Here is a 21,325-nt window from a genome sequence, read left to right as displayed (position 1 = left end):
TCAGACGCTGACCAGGCTGAGCAGGTGGCCGTCCTGCAGGCAGAACTGGCCCTGCAGTTCGGTGCCATGCCGCCACTGCGGCGACAGGTCGGTGAGCAGGCGCAGGCGGGCCAGGCCTTCGGCGGACCAGTCCAGCACTTCGGCGTGCTCGAAGTAGAAGCGCTGGCGGGTCAGCGGGTAAAGGGTCTTGAACAGGCTTTCCTTGAGCGAGAAAGTCAGGGTGACGGCAAGGCCGAGCTGGCGGCGGTCCAGGCGTTCGACTTCGGGTGGGGTGAGGATTTCGCCCATCAACCGCTCGGCGCGCTGGTCATCCAGCAGCGCTTCCTGATCCAGGCCCAGGCCCTGGCAACTGCCCTCGGCGGCGACCACGGCAGCGGCCCAGCCTTTGCCGTGGGTGATCGAGCCGTGGATACCGGCTGGCCAGATGGGCGAGCGGTCTTCGTGGGTGCCGGGCACGTAGTCACGGCCGTCCAGGCGTAGCAGCGCGGCGCGGGCGCACACCCGGCCGGCCAGGTACTCGGCCTGGCGCTTGGCCACCGAGCGCTGTAGGCTGGCGCCTGGCACGACGCCGGCGCACTGGAAGTCGTCGGGTGCCAGTCGTGTGGGGTCGAAGGCGCAACTGACCAGCACCGCGCCGGGTAGCGGGCGGGGCAGGGGCCAGTGGTGCTGGAGCGGGGCGCAGCAGGCGGGGAGTGTGTTCATGGGGGGTATTGTGCCAGCTGTACGGGCACTAAGGGAGCTAGCGTGGCAATGCATCCTTGGGGCAGCGGCCTTGCGTCGCGAAAGGGGCGCAGGGCGCCCCCGGCAATCCTTACTTGAACACCTTCCTGAAGAACGCCTGCATATCCGCCCAGGAGCTTTCATCCGCCGCCTTGTTGTAGCCGATATCCGGCCCGCCATGCTCACCATGGCTCAGCCGGTCTGCATCCGGGTTGGTAAACCCATGCTTGGCCCCTTCGATACTGACAAACTCATAGTCGACCTTGGCTGCATCCATCTCGGCCTTGAACGCCTCCACCTGCTGCGAGGTAACCATGCTGTCTGCCGCGCCGTGCTCGACCAGGATCTGCGCGCGTACCACCCCAGGCTTGGCCGGGGTCTGGGTGGCCAGTGCGCCATGGAAGCTCACCACGCCGTCCAGTTTTTCGCCGCGGCGTGCGGCATCCAGCACCACCTTGCCGCCGAAGCAATAACCGACCGCGCCCAACTGGTGCTTGTTGGTGTTCGGCTGCAGTTTCAGTAGTTGGAGGCCGGCATCGAAGCGCCGCTCCGCGGCCTTGGGGTCCTTCATCGCCTCTGCCATGAACGTCTGGGCGTCGGCCGGGTGGTCGGTGTGCTTGCCGTCGCCATACATGTCGATGGCCAGTGCGTTGTAGCCCAGCGCCGCGAGCTCGCGGGCGCGGCGCTTGACGTAGTCGTTCAGCCCCCACCACTCATGCACCACGACAATGCCGGGGCGCTTGCCTTCTAGGGCGTCGTCATAGGCGTAGTAGCCGACCAGGCGGTTGCCGTCGGCGTCCTGGTAGGGGATCTCGCGGGTTTGTACCGCCGCTTGGGCGAGGGCGGCGCAGCACATCAGGGTCAAGGCCAGCAGGGCACGCATGGTCACTACTCCTTGTTCTGCAAATGGTTCGTTCAGCCGGGGTTCAGCCAGGGTTCAGTCGCGGTTCAGGGTGCCCTGCTTACTCTAGCTTCCAGACCGAAACAGCGCACCCAACTGGAGTATCCAGCCATGAAAACCTTCAACACCCTGCTTGCCGCCATGGCCGTCTGCGCCGCTGGCATCACCACCGCCCAGGCCGCGGACGACAACTTCGCCAGCCTGACCTACGGCCAGACCAGCGACAAGGTTCGCAAGTCCGGCCTGCTGCAGCGCAACACCGACCACCTCAACGCCGACGGCATCATCGGCAAGGACGACACCTGGGGTGTGCGGGTGGGCAAGATCAATGACCAGGGCCGCTACTACATGACTTACGACAACGTCTCGGGCGACCACAGTGGCCTGAAGTTGCGCCAGGAGAACCTGCTGGGCAGCTACGACCTGTTCCTGCCGGTGGGTGATACCACCAAGCTGTTTGGCGGTGGCAGCCTGGGCGTGACCAAGCTGACCCAGGACTCGCCAGGTGCCAGCCGGGATACCGACTACGGTTACGCGTATGGCCTGCAGGCCGGTGTGATCCAGGACATCACCGACAAGGCCTCGGTGGAACTGGGCTACCGTTACCTGCGCACCAATGCCGCCACCGAAGTGGGTGCGCACGGCGGGCCGAAGGACGGCACCCTGCGCCTGACCAGCAGCGCGCAGACCTACCTGGCTGCAAGCTACAAGTTCTGACCGGCGAGCCGGGTTATCCTGTACCGGCCCTTTCGCGGCTAAAGCCGCTCCCACAGGGATCGCACAGTCCATAAAACCTGTGCAATACCTGTGGGAGCGGCTTTAGCCGCGAAAGGGCCGGTACAGGCAATACATATCAAGGAGCTGCACATGAAACTGCTGGTGGTCGAGGACGAAGCCCTGCTTCGCCATCACCTCTACACCCGCCTGGGCGAAAGCGGCCATGTGGTCGAGGCCGTCGCCGATGCCGAGGAGGCGCTGTACCAGGCCGGGCAATACCACTTCGACCTGGCCGTCATCGACCTGGGCCTGCCCGGCATCGGCGGCCTGGACCTGATCACACGCCTGCGCAGCCAGGACAAGACCTTCCCCATTCTCATCCTCACCGCCCGCGGCAACTGGCAGGACAAGGTCGAGGGCCTGGCCGCCGGTGCCGACGACTACCTGGTCAAGCCGTTCCAGTTCGAAGAACTCGAAGCACGCCTGAATGCCCTGCTGCGCCGCTCCAGCGGCTTCACTCAGTCAACCATCGCCGCCGGCCCGCTGGTGCTCGACCTCAACCGCAAGCAGGCGACGCTGGACGAGCACCCCCTGGCCCTGACTGCCTACGAATACCGCATCCTCGAATACCTCATGCGCCATCACCAGCAGGTGGTGGCCAAGGACCGCCTGATGGAACAGCTGTACCCGGGTGATGATGAACGTGACCCGAATGTCATCGAAGTGCTGGTCGGCCGCCTGCGGCGCAAGCTTGAGGGCGAGCGCGGCTTCAAACCCATCGACACCGTGCGCGGTCTGGGCTACCTGTTCACCGAGCGCTGCCGATGATCCGTTCGCTGCGGGTGCGCCTGATGCTGGCGGCCGCGGTGCTGGCGCTGCTGTTCATGCTGGCGCTGCTGCCGGCCCTGCAGAAAGCCTTCAGCCTGGCCCTGCAGGAGTCGATCGAACAACGCCTGGCCTCGGATGTGACCACGCTGATTTCCGCTGCGCGCATCGAGCACGGCCAGTTGCAGATGCCGACCCTGCTGCCGGACGAGCGCTACAACCTGCCGTACACCGGCCTGCTCGGCTATATCTTCGACCGCGATGGCAAGCTGGTCTGGCAGTCGCGGGCCACCGCCGCGCAGAACATCAACTACCGCCCGCGCTACGACGGCCGCGGCAACGAATTCGCCCGCATTCACCAGGCCGATGGCGAAGAGTTCTTCGTCTATGACGTCGAGATCAAGCTGCTGGGTGGCCAGAGCGCCGCCTACAGCATTGTCGCCCTGCAACCGGTGCGCGAATACCAGCACACCCTCGACGGCCTGCGCGAAAAGCTCTACCTCGGCTTTGGCGCGGCCCTGCTGGCGTTGCTGGTGCTGTTGTGGGCCGGCCTGACCTGGGGCCTGCGTTCGTTGCGCCGGCTCAGCCTCGAGCTGGACGACGTGGAGTCGGGGGCGCGGGATGGCCTGAGCCGCGAACACCCGCGTGAGCTGCTGCGCCTGACCGGCTCGCTGAACCGTCTGTTGCGCAGCGAGCGCGAGCAGCGCCAACGCTACCGCGATTCGCTCGATGACCTGGCGCACAGCCTGAAGACGCCGCTGGCGGTGTTGCAGGGGGTGGGCGAAAGCCTGCAGCAGCGTAGCGGCGAGCGCGAGCAGGCGCGCGTGCTGCAGAGCCAGATCGAGCGCATGAGCCAGCAGATCGACTACCAGCTGCAACGCGCCAGCCTGCGCAAGAGTGGCCTGGTGCGCCACAGCGTGTTGCTGCGACCGTTGCTCGACAGCCTGTGCAGTACCTTGGCCAAAGTGTACCGGGACAAGCGGGTGAACGTGACCCTGCAACTGCCCGAGGCGGCGCAGGTGCCGATGGAGCAGGGCGCGTTGCTGGAGCTGCTGGGCAACTTGCTGGAGAACGCCTACCGCCTGAGCCTGGGCCAGGTGCGTGTGAGCCTGGAGCAGGCGCCTGGGCAGTTGACCTTGTGCGTCGAGGACGACGGGCCTGGGGTGCCGGCCGACCAGCGTGAGCGCATTCTCGAACGGGGTGAACGGCTGGACAGCCAGCACCCGGGGCAGGGGATCGGCTTGGCGGTGGTCAAGGATATCGTCGACAGCTATGACGCCGAGCTGAGCCTGGGAGATTCGCCCTTGGGCGGTGCGGCGTTCAGAATCACCTTCAACCTGGATTGATTTGTAGCCTGTGCCGGCCCTTTCGCGGGTGAACCCGCTCCCACAGGTACCGCACAGGTCCTGAGCCCTGCGGGCACTCTGTGGGAGCGGGCGAGCCCGCGAAAGGGCCGGCGCAGGCAAAACACAATGGGCGGATTCCCGCCAACACCCCTGTACAAATCCCGCCACCGGGCGGAAATCCGCCAGCCTTTCTCCGCAGAATCGCCCCGTCGTTGGGCGTTTATCCCAGGCAAATACGGCCCTTGCACCCTTCGTGGGCATTTTGGCACCACCCTTGCTATTGATCCTCGCAGAGGCCTGCCCAGGCAGCTCGAACACAACGACAAATCCCTCCATGTGCAGGAGGGTTAGCGATTCAGGTGCCACATCGCCCTGGGAAGGGTGAACCGGCACACTTGAGGAAAATCAGCCATGACGACACGTCAGCCGCTTTACAAATCCCTGTATGTCCAGGTGTTGGTCGCCATCACCATCGGTATCCTGCTCGGCCACTACTACCCGGAGACGGGCGTCGCTCTCAAACCCTTGGGAGACGGCTTCGTCAAACTGATCAAGATGGTCATCGCCCCGATCATCTTCTGCACCGTGGTCAGCGGCATCGCCGGCATGCAGAGCATGAAGTCGGTCGGCAAGACCGGTGGCTACGCGCTGCTGTACTTTGAAATCGTCTCCACCATCGCCCTGATCATCGGCCTCGTCGTCGTCAACGTGGTCAAGCCGGGCGCTGGCATGCACATTGACGTCAGCACCCTGAACGCCAGCAGCGTGGCTGCCTACGCCGCCGCCGGCGCGCAGCAGACCACCGTCGGCTTCCTGCTCAACGTCATTCCCAACACCGTGGTCGGCGCCTTCGCCAACGGCGACATCCTGCAAGTGCTGATGTTCTCCGTGCTGTTCGGCTTCGCCCTGCACCGCCTGGGCAGCTACGGCAAGCCGGTGCTGGACATGATCGACCGCTTCGCCCACGTCATGTTCAACATCATCAACATGATCATGAAGCTCGCCCCAGTCGGTGCCTTTGGTGCAATGGCCTTCACCATCGGCCAGTACGGCGTTGGCTCGCTGGTGCAACTGGGCTACCTGATGGCCTGCTTCTACATCACCTGCCTGCTGTTCGTGCTGGTGGTGCTGGGCGGTATCTGCCGCGCCCACGGTTTCAGTGTCCTCAAGCTGATCCGCTACATCCGTGAAGAACTGCTGATCGTGCTGGGCACTTCCTCCTCGGAATCGGCCCTGCCACGCATGCTGGCCAAGATGGAGCGTCTGGGTGCGAAGAAGTCGGTGGTTGGCCTGGTCATCCCGACCGGTTACTCGTTCAACCTCGATGGCACCTCGATCTACCTGACCATGGCTGCAGTGTTCATCGCCCAGGCCACCGACACCACCATGGACATCACTCACCAGATCACCCTGCTGCTGGTGCTGCTGGTGGCTTCCAAAGGTGCTGCCGGCGTTACCGGCTCGGGCTTCATCGTCCTGGCTGCCACCCTGTCGGCCGTAGGCCACCTGCCGGTTGCCGGCCTGGCGCTGATCCTCGGCATCGACCGCTTCATGTCTGAAGCCCGTGCCCTGACCAACCTGGTAGGCAACGCCGTTGCCACTGTGGTCGTGGCCAAGTGGGTGAAGGAAATGGACAACGACAAGCTGGCATCGGAGCTGGCCTCCGGTGGTGCGCCGCTGGTCGACACCCGTCCGACCGACGACCTGGGCGTGGCTGAAGGCCCGGCTCGCTGATCGCGGGTTGGTGAAAAGAAAAAGGCGACCTCAGGGTCGCCTTTTTCATGTCTGTGCGGTGCGCGGTTCCTTGTGGGAGCGGCCTTGTGTCGCGAAAGGGGCGCGCAGCGGCCCCAGGATATCAGCCATCCTGCAAGATTGCCGGGGCTGCTGCGCAGCCCTTTCGCGACACAAGGCGCTCCCACAAGGTCTGCACACGCCCTTCAGGCCAGCACCACCTCCAACACCCGGATCACCTCCGGCTGCGGGTAATGCCACCTTACCTGCACATCCCAGAACTTCACCCCATACACCCGCTCTGCCGGTGGCACCTGGTAGGCCGGTCGGGGGTCCTGTGCCAGGCATTGCTCGATCAGTTCCACCAACGGTTCACCCAGGCGCAGTGCATGTTCACGGGCCTGGGGCAGGGCGTTGTCGCCCCACTGCACGGCGATAGAGGCAGGTGCTTCGCTGGCCATCTGGTTGCTGGCGCCAGCGATGCTGTCGGCGTACGGCACATACGGCTTGATGTCCAGCACTGGCGTGCCATCGAGCAGGTCGATCCCGGACAGCAGCAGGCGCCCTGGCTCCACGCCTTCCAGACGCACCACCGACTGGCCGATACCATTGGGCCGGTGAGTGGCGCGGGTGGCGAACACGCCCATGCTCTTGTTGCCGCCCAGGCGCGGTGGCCGCACCTTCAGGCGGGGTTTGTCTTCCAGCGCCTGGTGGAACAGGAACAGCAGCCAGACATGGCTGACCTGCTCCAGGCCCTCGACCGCATCACCCTGGTCGAACGGTGGCAGCAGTTCGAGCACACCGCGTGCAGCGGGCGCCAGTTGTGGCTGGCGCGGGATGGCGAACTTCTCCTTGAAACAGGAGCGGATGATGCCGACCGGGGTAACCGTATGCTGCATGGCCACTCAGCCGCGCACGCGCAGGGTCAGGCCCTTGAGGAAGTTGCGCAGCAACTGGTCGCCGCACGGGCGGTAGTTGTCGTGGCCGGCCTTGCGGAACAGCGCGCTGAGTTCGGGCTTGCTGACCGGGAAGTTGACCGACTTGAGGATCGCATGCAGGTCGTCTTCCTTGAGCTCGAAGGCCACCCGCAGTTTCTTGAGGATGAGGTTGTTGGTCACCGGCAGCTCGATCGGCTGCGGCGGGCGGCTGTCATCCTTGCCGCGGCGGTGGATCACCAGGCCATCGAGAAAGTGCGCCATGACCCGTTCCGGGCAACGCACGAACCCTTCCTCGTCTTCCTTCTTCAGGTAGGTGGCCAGCACCAGGGGATGCACGTCGAGGCCGGATAGCCCGATGATTTCGGCCATCTTGGCGTCATTCACCTTGAGCATGTAGCGCAGGCTGCGCAGGACGTCGTTGTGGTTCATTGTTGCAGAATCCTGTTCAGGTGCCGCACCTGTCGCGCGGCGTATTGCTTAGAAACGTTCGGTAGTGGCCAGGTAGCGCCACTGGCCCAAGGGCAGCTTGCCCATCGACACGCCACCCAGGCGAATGCGGCGCATGCCTACCAGCTCCAGGCGCAGATAGGCGCACAGCTCGGCAATCTGCCCTGGCTGCGGGTTTTTCAGGACCATGCGCAGGTGGGTCTCGTTCTGCCAGCTGGCCTTGGTCCTGGGCAGCTCGCGGTCATTGCGGGTGGCACCGCGTGCCAGGCGTTCCAGCGCCTGGGGCGTGGTCTCGCCGCGCACTTCAACGATGAATTCCTGTTCCAGGCGGCGCAGGTCGGCGTCGATCTTGCGGGTTACCCGCCAGTCCTGGGTGAAGACCTGCAGGCCGCTGGCGCCGCGCTCCAGCGGTGCCACGCAGGCCTGCCGGGCAAAATGCCCGTGCAGGGCGCGTACACCCTCGCGATGGGCCTCGCTGAGGCTGCCCATGTTCATGCTGGCGCGGGCGATTTCGCTGTCCACGTTGGCTGGCTGGTTCAGCAGCAGGGTTACCGGTTCCAGCGTTTCGGCACGAGCACCCGGCAGCAGTTCGACGCGCTGCTGCCCGACCTTGAACTGCGGTTGCTCGACCACCACGCCATCGACCGTGACCCAGCCGCCTTCGATATACAGCTCGGCCTCCCGGCGGGAGCAGCCAAGCTGCTCGATAAGGCGTTTGGACAGGCGGACGGGTTCGGACATGACGGCAATTCGCAAAGGCAGGGAAAGACCTGCATTGTACCTGCCCGCGCGGCAGAGGGGCTGGGAATCTGTGTCATTTACGCCGTTTTGCGCAGGCGCATGTGCAGCAAGGGATAGGGCTGCCCCAGGCCGTCGGTTTCCGAACGGCCGATCACCTCGAAGCCTTCATGCAGGTAGAAGCCCAAGGCTTGCGGGTTCTGTTCGTTGACGTCCAGGCGCTCGGCATTCAGCTCGTCGATCGCATAGTGCAGCAGGCGCTTGCCAACCCCTTTGCCCCGGTAGGCAGGTGCAACGAACAGCATGTCCACGCGCCCGTTGGCGACCCCGGCGAAGCCGCAGATGCGTTGGCGGTCCTTGCAGCAGATCAGCATCACCGCGTCGAGGTAACGACGCAGTACCTGTTCGCGCAGCAAGACGATGTAGCCATCGGGCAGGAAGTCGTGGGTGGCGCGTACCGAGTCCTCCCACACCTGTACCAGTTCGCCGTAGTCACTCAAGCGCGGGGTTTGCAACGTCAGTACCGAATGCATGCCGGTGTTCCTCCATGACGATAAGGCAAACATAGCAGGCCAACCACCGGTCGGCTTTTCCGTGCGGTGCTTGAACCTCGGGGTGTAGAGGTCTATTACTTTTACGTGGGAAAAAATCCCACGCAGCAAGAAGCAAAAAACTGAACACAGAATTTCCGGCTTGATTTGGCGTTTCTCATGGCGACGACCTGGAGACGAAACATGCACATCCATATGCTGTTCAAAAAGGCGCTATTGGCGGCTGCCGTTGCTGGCGTGCTGTCGACTTCCATCGTTCTGATCCCTGACTCGATATCCAATGGTTCCAGTGCCTACGCCAAGGATGGCGGCGGCGGTGGCGGCCATGGTGGTGGCGGCGGTGGTCACGGTGGTGGCGGTGGCGGCCATGGTGGCGGCGGTGGTGGTCACGGTGGCGGCGGTGGCGGCCATGGTGGCGGCGGCGGTGGCGGTGGTCACGGTGGCGGCGGTGGTGGTCATGGTGGTGGCGGCCATGGTGGTGAAGGCGGCGGCCACGGCGGCCACGGCGATGGCCATGCCGGCAACAGTGGTCGCGGCCATGACGGTCCCTCAAACTCTGGGCGCAGCGGTAACCACGCTGAAGCGGGTGATGATCATGGCAATCACGTTGGCGGTGAGCCTGGGGACGATCACGGCAATCACGTTGGCGGTGAACCCGGTGACGATCATGGCAATCACGTTGGCGGTGAGCCCGGGGACGATCATGGTAATCATGTTGGCGGTGAGCCTGGCGATGACCGCGGCAATCACGTTGGTGGTGAACCTGGTGATGATCGTGGCGACCATCTGGGTGGCGAACCGGGTGATGACCGCGGTGAGCATGCCGCAGGCGAACCGGGTGATGACAACAGCCGGAGCTGACTGGCTCTGAACGGTTTCATGCAGCGCCCTCGGGGCGGGCCTGCATGAGGCCAGGTTCGGATGCACGGCAGCCCCACTCAACGCGAATGCAATGAGCGCTGAAGACCATCCCTCATCTCGTCCGGGATAGGGTCACAGTTGGTGTGGGATGTTTTCCCGCGTCGTATACTGGGTTCATCTGTCAAGGAACGCGCTCAATGCAATCGCCTACCATCCCCCCTTCGATGTTAAGCGCACTGCGGCGTGTCATGCGCCCTCTGGTGCGCCTGATGCTGCGCAAAGGGGTCACCTATACGATGTTCGCCGACTTGCTCAAGGAAGTGTTCGTCGATGTGGCCCATCGCGAGTTTCGCCTGGATGGCACGGTGCCGACCGACAGCCGTGTCAGCCTGCTTACAGGCGTGCATCGCAAGGATGTACGGCGTTTGCGCAGCGAGGGTGGCACGTCGCTCGCTGCGCTGCCGGAAAACATCACGTTAGGCGCACAGTTGGTCAATATGTGGACCACTGGCAAACCGTTCTGCTCGGAGCCTGGCCAGGCGCTGCCGTTACCGCGCCTGGCGAGTGTCGGCGGCGATTGCTCTTTCGATGCCCTGGTGGCAAAGATCAGTACCGACATTCGCGGGCGGGTGGTGCTGGATGAGTGGTTGCGCCTGGGCATCGTCCGGCTCGACGAGCAGGACTGTGTCCACCTGGAAGCCCAGGCATTCGTGCCGCAGAAGGGCTTTGATGAAAAGGCTGCGTACTTCGGCCACAACCTGCATGACCATGCCTGCGCAGCAGTGCACAACCTGACAGGTGAAGGGCAGCCGTTCTTTGAACGCAGTGTGCACTACGACGCTTTGAGCCCGGCCAGCGTCGACCATCTGCGTGAAGCGGTGGACAAGGAAGGCATGCAGACGCTGCTTGCCTTCAGCCGGCTTGCATCAGACCTGGAAGATGCCGATGTACCCAGCGCCGAGCAGCGTCAGCGCATCACTGTCGGGCTTTATTTCTACACTGAAACCACCGACCCCGATCTGTCGAAGACACCAGACCCATGACTTTCCTCGCGCGCTGCCTCAGTGTCGTCACACTGGCCCTGGGTTTCGGGCTGAACCTGATGGCGCCTGCCGAGGTGGCCGCAGCACCGGTGTGTGTCAGCCGTGACGAAGTGGGTATGGCGGGGGCGGCGGGCTTGCAGTTTCCGGGTGGTATTGGTGGTACCGGGGCCAGAACGGGCGGTGTCGGTGGTACTGGGGTACGCAGTGAAAACGGTGGTGTGGGTGGCACCGGTGCGCCGCTGCAGCAGCGTCCCGGCGGCACAGGCGGGACCGGTGCGGTGGCCGACGGTGTGGACGGCACCTTTATCGATCACGGCGGTGTCGGCGGTACCGGCGCGCCGATCCTGCGCCCGGGCGGCACCGGTGGCACGGGCATCGTCGGCACCATCACCGGGTTCGCTTCGATCTGCGTCAATGGCCTGGAAGTGCACTTTGGCAAAGACGTACCGGTGAGTGAAAACGGTGCGCCTGCCAGTAGCGCTCACCTGGCAATCGGCCAGGTTGTTGCGGTGGAGGCATTTGCCAGCAAACGCGGCCTGCAAGCAGGGCGCATCTCGATCCTCAACGTTTACGAAGGGCCGCTGACGGCACTGCCGAATGCTTCGGCCCCTCTGCGGGTCATGGGCCAACCTGTGCGGCTTGCTGCAGGCGCGCGGGTGGCTGAAGGGCTGCGCCCGGGCGAGCCGGTCAGGGTCAGTGGCCTGCGCGATGCCAGGGGCGAAGTGGTAGCCAGTCGTATCGAACGGGCGCCGGGGCTCAGGGAAGCCAGTGCCATCGGTGCGGTTGATCGTACTGGTAGCCTCCAGGGGCTGAAGCTGGGAACCCGCGTGGCACCCGCGCGGGAAGTGCTGGTGCGTGGGCAGTGGACCGGGCGTCAGTTGGAAGTGGCGCAAACCCGCCCAGACCCGAGCCTGCCTTTTGCTGGTCGTGTGCAGACGGCGGTGATCGAGGGGCTGGTACAGCGCAGCCACGCACAGCAGTTGGTGGTCGCCGGCATCAAGGTGACGCTGGGGCAGGGCACCGTGATCGTTGGCAAGCAGCCCGCGGCATTGGCGCTCGATCAACGTGTGCGGGTGAGCGGGGTGTTCAGTGACAAGCACGAGCTGCGGGCAACCCGCGTGGAGTTCCATGACGACCGTGCCGACAACCCGGACAGAGGGCATTCGGGGCGGGGCAGCGAGCACGGCACTGGTGAATCTGAAGGCGCCAGCAATAGCGGCCATGGCGGGCGCGATGCGACCAGCGTTCGCATTGAAAGCAGTGATGATCACAGCGGGCACGGCGGCGTTGACGATTCCAGCGGTCGTGACAGTACTGAAAGCCTGGACAAGTCCGGGAAGTCGGAACATGTCGACACCGTGGAGCAGCCCGAGAGCAGCAATAGTGGGAGCTCTGGTCGGGTAGAGAAGGTCGAGCTTGAACGGGTGGAAAAAGTAGAGAAGGTTGAAAAGGTAGAAAAAGTCGAGAAGGTGGAGAAGCCCGAAAAAGTCGAGAAAATCGAAAAGCCTGAGAAAGTCGAGAAGGTAGAAAAAGTCGAGAAGGTCGAAAGAGTAGAGAAGGTCGAGAAGGTCGAAAAGGTCGAAAAGGTCGAAAGGCCCGAGACGGTAGAGAAAATCGAAAAAGTGGAGCATCCAGAGCGGTCCGGGCATTAGGCAACTAGGCTGGGTAAGTGCGATCACACTTCCCGCCGGAATACCGAGGTGCAGATGAGACCCACGCTCCCTCTTTTCGCCTGCTTGCTGTCATGCACCAGCGCCTCGGTCCTGGGCGATACCTTCAGCGCCGCCATCGGCATGGACTATTCAAGTGGCGACTATGGCACGGGTACCACCTCGGAAATCTGGTACGTCCCCGTGGTCGGCAAGTATGAAACCGGCCCCATGACCTACAAGGTCACCGTGCCCTGGCTGCGCATCACCAACCCTGAAGTGGGCCCGAATGGCGACCCCTTGCCCGGTGGCTGCCGGGATGTGGAAAGCGGGCTGGGAGATACGGTTGCCAGCGCCGGTTATGCCCTGCTCGATGGCAGTGACGGCGGCCTGATGCTGGACCTGATCGGCAAGGTCAAATTCCCCACTGCCGATGAAGACCAGTGTCTGGGCACCGGTGAATACGACTACACCGGCCAGGTCGACATCGCCAAGGCCTTTGGCCCGGTGACCGGCTTTGCGACCCTGGGCTGGAAGAAGTTCGGCGACCCGCCCGACAGCGATTTCGACGACCCGGTATTTGCCAGTCTCGGCTTCGCCATGCCGGTGGCCGCAGGCACTTCGGCGGGTGCCTCCTACGACTGGCGGCAGAAAGTCGTCTCGACGGGCGCACAGATCAAGGAACTTACCCTGTTCCTGACCCACAAGCTCAACCAGCAGTGGAAAGTGCAACTCTACGCAGTCAAGGGCTTCTCGGATGCCAGCCCGGATGCAGAGGGCGGCCTGATGCTATTTCATGCGTTCTGACGAAAAAGCCCCTGCACCGGCAGTTCCTTGCGGGGAATACCGGGGCAGGGGCTTTTCAGGCTCCGGCTGCGTCAGATGGGTTCAGCCCACATGTCGTATTCGTCGGCATCCACTACGCGGCAACGTACCTTGTCACCCGGCTTGAAGCCGTGGTCGCCATCGATGAACACGCTGCCGTCGATCTCCGGGGCATCGAAGAAGCTGCGGCCAACCGAGCCTTGCTCTTCCACTTCATCGATCAGCACGTCGATTTCCTTGCCGATGCGCAGTTGCAGGCGGGCGGCGCTGATGGCCTGCTGGTGGGCCATGAAGCGGTCCCAGCGCTCCTGCTTGACGTCGTCCGGTACTTCTTCCAGGCCCAGGTCGTTGGCCGGGGCGCCCTCCACCGGCGAGTACTGGAAGCAGCCAACGCGGTCCAGCTGGGCTTCGGTCAGCCAGTCCAGCAGGTACTGGAAGTCTTCCTCGGTCTCGCCCGGGAAGCCGACGATGAAGGTGGAGCGAATCACCAGCTCCGGGCACTGCTCGCGCCAGTTCTTGATACGCGCCAGGGTGCGGTCTTCGAAGGCCGGGCGCTTCATGGCCTTGAGCACTTTCGGGCTGGCGTGCTGGAACGGGATGTCCAGGTACGGCAGGATCTTGCCGGCGGCCATCAGCGGGATCACGTCGTCGACGTTCGGGTACGGGTACACGTAGTGCAGGCGGACCCAGGCGCCCAGGCTGCTCAGGGCTTCGCACAGTTCGAGCATGCGGGTCTTGACCGGGCGGCCGTTCCAGAAGTCGGTCTTGTACTTGACGTCGACGCCGTAGGCGCTGGTGTCCTGGGAAATCACCAGGATCTCCTTGACCCCGGCCTTGACCAGGCGCTCTGCCTCGCTCAGCACTTCGCCGACCGGGCGGCTGACCAGCTTGCCGCGCATCGACGGGATGATGCAGAAGCTGCAGCTGTGGTTGCAGCCTTCGGAAATCTTCAGGTACGCATAGTGGCGAGGGGTCAGCTTGACGCCCTGAGGCGGTACCAGGTCGATCAGCGGGTTGTGATCCTGGCGTGGCGGCACGACTTCGTGCACGGCGCTGACCACCTGCTCGTACTGCTGCGGGCCGGTAACCGACAGCACGCTCGGGTGCACGTCACGGATGCTGCCTTCCTCGACACCCATGCAGCCGGTGACGATGACCTTGCCGTTTTCCTTGATCGCTTCGCCGATCACTTCCAGCGACTCGGCCTTGGCGCTGTCGATGAAGCCGCAGGTGTTGACCACCACCACGTCGGCGTCCTCGTAGGTGGGCACGACTTCATAGCCTTCCATGCGCAGCTGGGTCAGGATGCGCTCGGAATCGACCAGGGCTTTTGGGCAACCCAGGCTTACGAAACCTACCTTGGGGGTGGCGGGCGTGGTGGACATGACTAACCTCGGTATTGAATGCAGGTCGCCCGACCGGAATCGCGGGCGATCTTGACGGGCGCTTTTGGCGCCTCTGATCAAAAAGTGCGCAATTCTAGCGAGCGCAGGATCGCTTGACCAGCAGAAATACGACGAACGCTGCGCTATGCTTCGCGCCATTGCGTCGGGGGTATCCGTATCACCTGGCGCATGGGGAATTCTACTGGCCTTGCAAGGCCGTCTGCGGGAGTGGTCGATGGTTCAGGCAAGCAGTCACGCCGAGGGCGGGCACGAGGGGAAGCAGGGGGCGATGCGGTCGATGAGCCTGCTCGTGGCGGCGGTCGGGGTAGTTTATGGCGATATCGGTACCAGCCCGTTGTATACCCTCAAGGAAGTCTTCAGCGGCGGGTACGGGGTACCGGTCAACCATGACGGCGTGCTGGGGATCCTGTCGCTGATCCTGTGGTCGCTGCTGTGGGTGGTGTCGTTCAAGTACGTGATGTTCATCCTGCGCGCCGACAACCAGGGCGAGGGCGGCACCATGGCGCTGACCGCGCTGGCGCGGCGGGCCACGGCGGCCTACCCGAGGTTGCGCACGTTGATGGTGGTGTGCGGGTTGATCGGCGCTTCGCTGTTCTATGGCGACAGTATGATCACGCCGGCGGTGTCTGTGCTGTCGGCGGTGGAAGGCATGGGGCTGGCGTTCGATGGTATCGATCACTGGGTGGTACCGATTTCGCTGGTGATACTGGTGGCGCTGTTCCTGGTGCAGAAGCACGGCACCGAGAAGATCGGCAAGCTGTTCGGCCCGATCATGGTCACCTGGTTCGTGGCGCTGGGCGCGCTGGGGGTGCATGGCATCTCGCAGAGCCCGGAAGTGCTCAAGGCGTTCAACCCGGTCTGGGCAGTGAACTTCTTCGTGGTCCACCCCGGCATCGGCGTGGCCGTCCTCGGCGCGGTGGTGCTGGCGCTGACCGGTGCCGAGGCGCTGTACGCCGACATGGGCCACTTTGGCCGCAAGCCGATCGCCCGGGCCTGGTTCGCCCTGGTGCTGCCGGCGCTGGTGCTCAATTACTTTGGTCAGGGCGCGTTGCTGCTGCAGGACCCGGATGCGGCACGTAACCCGTTCTACCTGCTGGCGCCGGGTTGGGCACTGCTGCCGATGGTCGGCCTGGCTACCATGGCCACGGTGATCGCTTCGCAGGCGGTGATCTCGGGGGCGTTCTCCCTGACCCGCCAGGCCATCCAGCTGGGCTACATCCCACGCATGCAGATCCAGCACACCTCCAGCGATGAACAGGGGCAGATCTACATCGGCGCGATTAACTGGACGCTGATGGTCGGCGTGGTACTGCTGGTGCTCGGTTTCGAGTCATCCGGTGCCCTGGCGGCGGCTTACGGCGTGGCTGTGACCGGTACCATGCTGATGACCACCATCCTGGTTTCGGCGGTGATGCTGCTGCTATGGAAGTGGCCACCGGTGCTGGCGGTGCCGATCCTGATGGGTTTTCTGTTGGTGGATGGGCTGTTCTTCGCCGCCAACGTACCGAAGATCATCCAGGGTGGTGCGTTCCCGGTGCTGGCTGGTGGCGTGCTGTACCTGTTGATGAGCACCTGGAAGCGCGGCAAGCAGATCCTGATGGAGCGTATCGACGAAGGCGCGCTGCCGCTGCAGCTGTTCATCAGCAGCATACGCATTCAGCCGCCGCACCGGGTCGAAGGCACGGCGGTGTTCCTTACGGCGCGCTCCGATGCGGTGCCCCATGCGCTGTTGCACAACATGCTGCATAACCAGGTGCTGCACAGCCAGGTGGTGCTGTTGACGGTGGTCAGTGAGGACCGACCGCGGGTGCCGGAGCATGAGCGTTTTGAAGTGGAGGCCTATGGCGACGGGTTCTTCCGCGTGTTGCTGCACTTCGGTTTCATGGACGAACCGGACGTACCGGCGGCGTTGAAGCTGTGCCACCTGGAAGACCTGGACTTCAGCCCGATGCGCACCACCTACTTCCTCAGCCGCGAGACCGTGATCGCCTCACGGCTGGAGGGGATGTCGCGCTGGCGGGGCAACCTGTTTGCGTTCCTGCTGAAGAATGCCAACGGCAACTTGCGCTTCTTCAACCTGCCACTGAACCGGGTGATCGAGCTGGGGACCCAGGTCGAGATCTGAGGCTCAACTCGCCCCAAGTGGGAGCGGGCGTGCCCGCGAAGCCGGCAACTCGGTGTAGGGCACCGGCTTCGCCGGTGTTCGCGGGCATGCCCGCTCCCACATGGGGCGCATAGCTTTCAAGGCTTGCGCTGGACCTGTGGGAGATGGCTCAGCCTTTTGGGCTGCGCTGGCGCGTAGATAACTGAAATTGCAAGCAAACCGCTCCCACAGGGGCCCCGCTAATTCAATGAGTTATGTGCAGTTCGATGAGAGCGGGTTTACCCGCGAATGGGCCGCAAGGTCCTATCAGTTCTGCTCAGCCACGCTGGACTTGCCCTGGCGCGTCTCGATCTCGCCAATCAAGCGCTTGGCCAGTGCCGGGTAGTTTTCGTCGAAGTGGTGCCCACCCGGCAGCTTGAGGCGTTCACCCACCGCAGTCTTGTCGGTGCAACCGCTCTCATCGGCCTCTTCCACACCATACACGCACACCACCTTGGACGCCGGCAGTCTGGCCATTTCCGGCCCGGTTGGCGCTTCCTGGCCTTCCTTGCCCAGCCAGCCCTCGACTTCGATCTCGAAGCTGCCGCTGCGGGCAAAGGCCAGTAGCATCACCGCGTCGATCCGTTGCTGGTCCTCGGCCGGCAGGCGGTTGTAGATCGCCGGCAGCACGTCGGCACCGAACGAATAGCCGGTCAGCACGAAGCGCTTGGTGCCCCACTTCTGACGGTAGTGCTGCATCAGTTCGGACAGGTCGGCGGCGCTTTGCTCCGGGGTCTTGTGCTGCCAGTAGTAGCGCAGCGTGTCGATGCCCACCACCGGGTAGCCCAGCTTGGCCATTTCCCCGGCCACATCGCGGTCCAGGTCACGCCAGCCACCATCACCGGAAAGGAACAGGGTAACCGTGTCGGTGGTCTGCCCGGCTGGCACTTCGACCACCGGGATAGCCAGGGCGTTGCCGTCGTGGCCGACCAGGGCCTGGGTCAGCTGGGCCTTGAGCACTTGTGGCAGGTGGATGTCGTAGTCGCTGATGCTGGTCTCGGCATTGGCCTGGTCGCGCACGAAGGCGGCGCTGGCGTCATCCGGGTTGTCGTTCCAGGCGACGTTCCAGTGGCCGTGGGCGGCCGACTTCGGCAGTGGGGCCTGGCAGCCGGGTTGTTCCAGGCTGAAGTCCACGGAAATCGCCCGCGCCTTGTCGTTGTTCTGGCTGGCCAGCCAGCGCCAGGCCTGGGCGGCGCCAGGGCCGATACCAGCGACCAGGGTCGGTTTCTCCGACAGCTGGCCCAGGGCTTGGTCCAGGGCCTGTTGCTGCTTGCCGCAATCGTTGGGCGGCAGGATCACCTGCACCAGCTGCGCTTCGCCGGCCTGGGCAAGGTCCAGCAGCTGCCTGTCGGTCAGCGCCTGGTCCTGGGGTACACCGATGGCTACCCGGGCCTTGGGGTGCACGCCTGGGGTCACGCGGGTGATGCGGGTGTCATTGATGCTCAGTTGTTCCAGGCGTGCCTCGGGAGCCGGGCGCGTCCACAACCAGAATGCCAGCGCACCTCCCAGGGTGGCCAACAGCAGGGGAACCAGCAGGTACAGCCAAAAGCGTCGGGTCATCAACGTTTCACCAATCCAGTCAGGCCGCCTGCGATCAGGGCGGCGGTGTCGGCCAGTGCCACCAGCGGGTCGAGCCCGGCCGGCACGGCCATGTAGCGGGGTTCCCAGTCCGGTTGGAATTTGTCCTTGAAGCGACGAAGCCCCTGGAAGTTGTACAGCTGCTCGCCACGGCGGAACACCATCGAGCCCAGGCGTTGGGTCAAGGGCGCGCCCCGTCGCGGCTGCAGGCCGGACAGCGGCACCATGCCCAGGCTGAAGCGGGCGTAGTCATGGCTTTTGTAGTGCAGGATCAGGCCGATCATCATGAATTCCATGGTCAGCTTCGGGGCCTCGGGGTGCGCACGCATCAGGTCGAGGCTGGCCAGTTCGTTGCCATGGGTTTCCAGCAGGTTGGCGAAAGCCACCGGGCGGCCCTGGAAGCGGATCAGGGCAATACGGAAGTGCTGCAGGTATTCAGGGCTGAAGCGCCCCAGCGAGAAGCCTTTCTCGCGCACGTTCTTGCCGCCGAGCCAGGCATCGGAAATTTCCTTCAGCTCTGCCAGCGGGGCATGGCCGGGTTCGTGGATTTCCAGGCTCAAACCGTCACGGCCACCACGGTTCCAGGTGTAGCGCAGGTCCTTCATCTCCTTGCCCTTGGCTTCGAGGTCGAAGCGGCGCAGGTCGACCCGGGCTTCTTCGCCCAGCTTCAGCGCGGTCAGGCCGATGTCCATGTAGAACGGCAGGTTCTCGGCGCGCACCTGGTAGAACACCGGGCGGGCATGGTGCAGATCGCACAGGTCACGGAACTGCCAGATCATCTCGGCGCGCTCCTGGGCCGGGCCGATCGGGTCGTACAGGGCCACCAGGCTGCGGCCGCGACGGGCGTACATGAGGAAGGCGTTGTCGCGAGGGTGGAACAGCAGCGCCTTGTCGCCGGTCAGGGCCAGGCCGCCATCGGGCTGGTCGGAGGCCAGCAGAATGCGGTTGGCACGCCGCAGCTCCTCTTCGTCGGGCAGGTGGATCACCGGCGGTGCCGTACGCAATAGCCAGGTCAGGGCCACGGCCGCCAGCAGCAAGGCGCTGCCCATGGCGGCGCGCAGGCCACGCGGCGCGTCGGCATCGAGGGTGAACTGCCACCACAGCTGATGGCTGTAGGGCACATCCTGGTAGGCGAACAGCAACAGCCATATCGATGCGCCGACCACACAGGCGCTGGCCACCAGAAACACCGGCGAGAACGGCAACTCGAGCAAGCGGCTGGGGCGGTAGAAGGAACGCCGGAACAGCGCGAGCAGGGTAGCTGTGAGGGTCAGCAGGCAGGCTTCTTCCCAATCGAAGCCCTTGAGCAGCGACAGCAAGGCGCCGACCAGCAACAGTACAGTGGTCAGCAGCCAGGCGGCGGACAGGCGCCGGCGCAGGCCCTGGGCCAGCAGCAGGCACAGCACGCCGATCAGGCTGGCACCGAAGTGCGAGGCATCGATCAGACGGTGCGGCACCAGAAAGCCCATGTGCTCCAGGCGTGTGTCTATCTCGGGCGTGGCCCCGGAGAACAGCAGCACCACCCCGGACAGAAATACCAGAATCGACAGGATCGGCGCGGCCAGCCCGGAAGCGGCCTTGATAGCCTGTTGCGCGAACAGCAGGCGCCGGGCTTCGTTGGCCAGCAGCAACACGCAGGCCAGCAGCAGTGGTAGCACCACGTAGATCAGCCGATAAAGCAGCAAGGCCGCTGCCAACGGCGCCGCGCCGAGCTGGTCGGCAAAAGCCGCCAGCAGGATCGCTTCGAACACCCCGACGCCGCCCGGTACATGGCTGAGCACACCTGCAGCCAAGGCCAGCAGGTACACCAGGACAAAGGCACCGAATGGCGGTGCTTCGGGCAGCAGCAGGTACAGCACCGTGGCGGCAGCGGCGACATCCAGTGCGGTGATCAGCAATTGCAGGGCTGCCAGGCGTGCACCCGGCAGGCGCAGTGTGCGGCGGCCCAGTTGTACCAGCAGGTTATTGGCCAGTGGTTGTTCAGCCAGGCGCCGGCGGTACAAGCCGAACACCAGCACGCTGCACGCCAGCAGCACTGCTGTGGCGATACCCGCCAGCAAGCCAGGCGCCAAACCCAGTGCGGCCGAGGCTGCCGACAGGTCGCTCAAGGTCGCCAAGGCGGCCAGAGGCGGCAGCGCGCAGCCCAGTGACAGGCTGGCAAAAACGGTCATCCGTGCAACTTCACCTGCACCGACCCCTTGGCGTGCATACAGGCGGTAGCGCACCGAGCCGCCCGAAAGCATCGACAGGCCGATGGCGTTGCCGATGGCAAAGGCGCTGAAACCGCCCAGCACCAAGCTGCGCGTCGGCAGTTTCACGCCGGCATAGCGGCTGGCCGACCACTCGTAACCCAGCAGGATCACGAAACCGAGCACGGTTGCCAGCAAGGCACCGAGTAGCGACTGGGCCGGTACGCTGAGCATGGCATCATGCAGGGCGTAGATGTCCAGCTCGCTCAGCAGGTGGCGACAGGCGATCAAGCCCATGGTGAACAACACCAGGGTCACCACCAGGCCGATGGGCTGGCGGTAGCGGCTCAAGCGTTCGAGCAAGGGCAGGCGTTGCACGGCACCGGGTAGCGCCGAGGCAAGCGGCACCGGGGGTTCGGGGTTGTGCGAAGTCATGGATTGCCCCGGGCATGCAGCGCGAGGTGAGGGGAAGGTGTGGCCAAGTGAAAGTCCCTTAGGAAAACGTATCCAATGTTACTCCGGCCTCAGGCACTTGCAGCGGCCTGGCAGGGTTAAAGATAGTTCATCCAGGGCACGACCTCTCAAGCCTGCGGGTTGGCTGGAGGGCGAGGGATTTTGGGGACGACGAAAAGCAGGAGGGGAAAAGCAACAAACCCCGCACTGCTGTTACACAGGCGGGGTTTGTTCTGACGAATATGGTTGCGGGAGCCGGATTTG

At 64.2% G+C, this 21,325-nt stretch carries 18 protein-coding genes; 9 read left to right on the top strand and 9 right to left on the bottom strand.

Annotation, left to right across the window (positions count from 1 at the left end):
• Together M2S36_RS15590 and M2S36_RS15585 are read right to left on the bottom strand one after the other, a co-directional pair.
• Positions 1-702, bottom strand: coding sequence for a 4'-phosphopantetheinyl transferase family protein (locus tag M2S36_RS15590; RefSeq protein WP_333957419.1), 702 nt, complete (start codon positions 700-702; stop codon positions 1-3).
• Between the two features lie 109 nt (positions 703-811).
• The gene (locus M2S36_RS15585; protein WP_333957418.1) at positions 812-1,603 is read right to left on the bottom strand and encodes a dienelactone hydrolase family protein; all 792 of its coding nucleotides are present in this window, start codon (positions 1,601-1,603) and stop codon (positions 812-814) included.
• 129 nt (positions 1,604-1,732) lie between these two features.
• On the opposite strand from M2S36_RS15585, the gene M2S36_RS15580 reads away from it, so the two are divergent.
• From M2S36_RS15580 to M2S36_RS15565, 4 genes are all read left to right on the top strand, one after another.
• On the top strand, positions 1,733-2,338 hold the full coding sequence (locus M2S36_RS15580) for an outer membrane beta-barrel protein (protein ID WP_013973837.1): 606 nt from the start codon (positions 1,733-1,735) through the stop codon (positions 2,336-2,338).
• A gap of 150 nt (positions 2,339-2,488) precedes the next feature.
• On the top strand, positions 2,489-3,166 hold the full coding sequence (locus tag M2S36_RS15575; RefSeq protein ID WP_233693773.1) for a response regulator: 678 nt from the start codon (positions 2,489-2,491) through the stop codon (positions 3,164-3,166).
• Positions 3,163-4,509, top strand: coding sequence for an ATP-binding protein (locus tag M2S36_RS15570; RefSeq protein ID WP_063913041.1), 1,347 nt, complete (start codon positions 3,163-3,165; stop codon positions 4,507-4,509). The genes M2S36_RS15575 and M2S36_RS15570 overlap by 4 nt, the downstream gene beginning before the upstream one ends.
• A gap of 411 nt (positions 4,510-4,920) precedes the next feature.
• On the top strand, positions 4,921-6,243 hold the full coding sequence (locus M2S36_RS15565) for a dicarboxylate/amino acid:cation symporter (protein WP_025340279.1): 1,323 nt from the start codon (positions 4,921-4,923) through the stop codon (positions 6,241-6,243).
• A 203-nt stretch (positions 6,244-6,446) separates the two neighbouring features.
• On the opposite strand, the gene tsaA is transcribed toward M2S36_RS15565, so the two are convergent.
• From tsaA to M2S36_RS15545, 4 genes are all read right to left on the bottom strand, one after another.
• Positions 6,447-7,139, bottom strand: a complete 693-nt coding sequence (tsaA, locus tag M2S36_RS15560) for a tRNA (N6-threonylcarbamoyladenosine(37)-N6)-methyltransferase TrmO (RefSeq protein WP_233693772.1) — start codon at positions 7,137-7,139, stop codon at positions 6,447-6,449.
• 6 nt (positions 7,140-7,145) lie between these two features.
• The gene (locus tag M2S36_RS15555; RefSeq protein ID WP_013973832.1) at positions 7,146-7,607 is read right to left on the bottom strand and encodes a DUF1456 family protein; all 462 of its coding nucleotides are present in this window, start codon (positions 7,605-7,607) and stop codon (positions 7,146-7,148) included.
• A 48-nt stretch (positions 7,608-7,655) separates the two neighbouring features.
• The gene (locus M2S36_RS15550) at positions 7,656-8,366 is read right to left on the bottom strand and encodes an rRNA pseudouridine synthase (protein WP_207830709.1); all 711 of its coding nucleotides are present in this window, start codon (positions 8,364-8,366) and stop codon (positions 7,656-7,658) included.
• Positions 8,367-8,443: 77 nt separating this feature from the next.
• The gene (locus tag M2S36_RS15545) at positions 8,444-8,896 is read right to left on the bottom strand and encodes a GNAT family N-acetyltransferase (RefSeq protein ID WP_063913038.1); all 453 of its coding nucleotides are present in this window, start codon (positions 8,894-8,896) and stop codon (positions 8,444-8,446) included.
• 213 nt (positions 8,897-9,109) lie between these two features.
• Here M2S36_RS15545 and M2S36_RS15540 point away from each other — a divergent pair, with 213 nt between their 5' ends.
• From M2S36_RS15540 to M2S36_RS15525, 4 genes are all read left to right on the top strand, one after another.
• On the top strand, positions 9,110-9,775 hold the full coding sequence (locus tag M2S36_RS15540; RefSeq protein ID WP_442969526.1) for a hypothetical protein: 666 nt from the start codon (positions 9,110-9,112) through the stop codon (positions 9,773-9,775).
• Between the two features lie 197 nt (positions 9,776-9,972).
• Positions 9,973-10,818 carry a DUF6502 family protein gene (locus M2S36_RS15535; RefSeq protein WP_207830714.1) on the top strand — a complete coding sequence of 282 codons (846 nt, stop codon included), beginning with the start codon at positions 9,973-9,975 and terminating at the stop codon, positions 10,816-10,818.
• On the top strand, positions 10,815-12,470 hold the full coding sequence (locus tag M2S36_RS15530; protein ID WP_333957416.1) for a DUF5666 domain-containing protein: 1,656 nt from the start codon (positions 10,815-10,817) through the stop codon (positions 12,468-12,470). Before M2S36_RS15535 ends, M2S36_RS15530 begins: the two co-directional genes overlap by 4 nt.
• A 54-nt stretch (positions 12,471-12,524) precedes the next feature.
• Positions 12,525-13,274: a hypothetical protein gene (locus M2S36_RS15525; RefSeq protein WP_063913034.1), complete on the top strand. Its 750-nt coding sequence runs from the start codon at positions 12,525-12,527 to the stop codon at positions 13,272-13,274.
• A gap of 71 nt (positions 13,275-13,345) precedes the next feature.
• Here the strand turns inward: M2S36_RS15525 and rimO are convergent, their stop codons facing one another.
• Positions 13,346-14,677 (bottom strand): 30S ribosomal protein S12 methylthiotransferase RimO, encoded by a 1,332-nt coding sequence (gene rimO, locus M2S36_RS15520; protein ID WP_063913033.1) that lies wholly within the window; start codon positions 14,675-14,677, stop codon positions 13,346-13,348.
• 235 nt (positions 14,678-14,912) lie between these two features.
• On the opposite strand from rimO, the gene M2S36_RS15515 reads away from it, so the two are divergent.
• Positions 14,913-16,823, top strand: a complete 1,911-nt coding sequence (locus tag M2S36_RS15515; protein WP_207830722.1) for a potassium transporter Kup — start codon at positions 14,913-14,915, stop codon at positions 16,821-16,823.
• A gap of 285 nt (positions 16,824-17,108) precedes the next feature.
• On the opposite strand, the gene M2S36_RS15510 is transcribed toward M2S36_RS15515, so the two are convergent.
• Both M2S36_RS15510 and mprF read right to left on the bottom strand, forming a co-directional pair.
• On the bottom strand, positions 17,109-18,401 hold the full coding sequence (locus tag M2S36_RS15510; protein ID WP_241105925.1) for a virulence factor family protein: 1,293 nt from the start codon (positions 18,399-18,401) through the stop codon (positions 17,109-17,111).
• Positions 18,401-21,043, bottom strand: a complete 2,643-nt coding sequence (mprF, locus tag M2S36_RS15505; protein ID WP_207830726.1) for a bifunctional lysylphosphatidylglycerol flippase/synthetase MprF — start codon at positions 21,041-21,043, stop codon at positions 18,401-18,403. The genes M2S36_RS15510 and mprF overlap by 1 nt, the downstream gene beginning before the upstream one ends.
• Positions 21,044-21,325: the final 282 nt, after the last annotated feature.

This window comes from Pseudomonas sp. SF2 (assembly GCF_036858055.1).
Classification (GTDB): domain Bacteria; phylum Pseudomonadota; class Gammaproteobacteria; order Pseudomonadales; family Pseudomonadaceae; genus Aquipseudomonas.
The sequence above is the reverse complement of the archived record's forward strand: the minus strand, read 5'-3'. Positions and strand labels throughout refer to the sequence as shown.

What these genes read in the sequence shown, in the direction of transcription:
- M2S36_RS15590 (WP_333957419.1), bottom strand. Translation starts at nt 702, where the DNA reads ATGAACACACTCCCCGCCTGCTGCGCCCCGCTCCAGCACCACTGGCCC.
- M2S36_RS15585 (WP_333957418.1), bottom strand. Translation starts at nt 1,603, where the DNA reads ATGCGTGCCCTGCTGGCCTTGACCCTGATGTGCTGCGCCGCCCTCGCC.
- M2S36_RS15580 (WP_013973837.1), top strand. Translation starts at nt 1,733, where the DNA reads ATGAAAACCTTCAACACCCTGCTTGCCGCCATGGCCGTCTGCGCCGCT.
- M2S36_RS15575 (WP_233693773.1), top strand. Translation starts at nt 2,489, where the DNA reads ATGAAACTGCTGGTGGTCGAGGACGAAGCCCTGCTTCGCCATCACCTC.
- M2S36_RS15570 (WP_063913041.1), top strand. Translation starts at nt 3,163, where the DNA reads ATGATCCGTTCGCTGCGGGTGCGCCTGATGCTGGCGGCCGCGGTGCTG.
- M2S36_RS15565 (WP_025340279.1), top strand. Translation starts at nt 4,921, where the DNA reads ATGACGACACGTCAGCCGCTTTACAAATCCCTGTATGTCCAGGTGTTG.
- tsaA (WP_233693772.1), bottom strand. Translation starts at nt 7,139, where the DNA reads ATGCAGCATACGGTTACCCCGGTCGGCATCATCCGCTCCTGTTTCAAG.
- M2S36_RS15555 (WP_013973832.1), bottom strand. Translation starts at nt 7,607, where the DNA reads ATGAACCACAACGACGTCCTGCGCAGCCTGCGCTACATGCTCAAGGTG.
- M2S36_RS15550 (WP_207830709.1), bottom strand. Translation starts at nt 8,366, where the DNA reads ATGTCCGAACCCGTCCGCCTGTCCAAACGCCTTATCGAGCAGCTTGGC.
- M2S36_RS15545 (WP_063913038.1), bottom strand. Translation starts at nt 8,896, where the DNA reads ATGCATTCGGTACTGACGTTGCAAACCCCGCGCTTGAGTGACTACGGC.
- M2S36_RS15540 (WP_442969526.1), top strand. Translation starts at nt 9,110, where the DNA reads ATGCTGTTCAAAAAGGCGCTATTGGCGGCTGCCGTTGCTGGCGTGCTG.
- M2S36_RS15535 (WP_207830714.1), top strand. Translation starts at nt 9,973, where the DNA reads ATGCAATCGCCTACCATCCCCCCTTCGATGTTAAGCGCACTGCGGCGT.
- M2S36_RS15530 (WP_333957416.1), top strand. Translation starts at nt 10,815, where the DNA reads ATGACTTTCCTCGCGCGCTGCCTCAGTGTCGTCACACTGGCCCTGGGT.
- M2S36_RS15525 (WP_063913034.1), top strand. Translation starts at nt 12,525, where the DNA reads ATGAGACCCACGCTCCCTCTTTTCGCCTGCTTGCTGTCATGCACCAGC.
- rimO (WP_063913033.1), bottom strand. Translation starts at nt 14,677, where the DNA reads ATGTCCACCACGCCCGCCACCCCCAAGGTAGGTTTCGTAAGCCTGGGT.
- M2S36_RS15515 (WP_207830722.1), top strand. Translation starts at nt 14,913, where the DNA reads ATGGTTCAGGCAAGCAGTCACGCCGAGGGCGGGCACGAGGGGAAGCAG.
- M2S36_RS15510 (WP_241105925.1), bottom strand. Translation starts at nt 18,401, where the DNA reads ATGACCCGACGCTTTTGGCTGTACCTGCTGGTTCCCCTGCTGTTGGCC.
- mprF (WP_207830726.1), bottom strand. Translation starts at nt 21,043, where the DNA reads ATGACTTCGCACAACCCCGAACCCCCGGTGCCGCTTGCCTCGGCGCTA.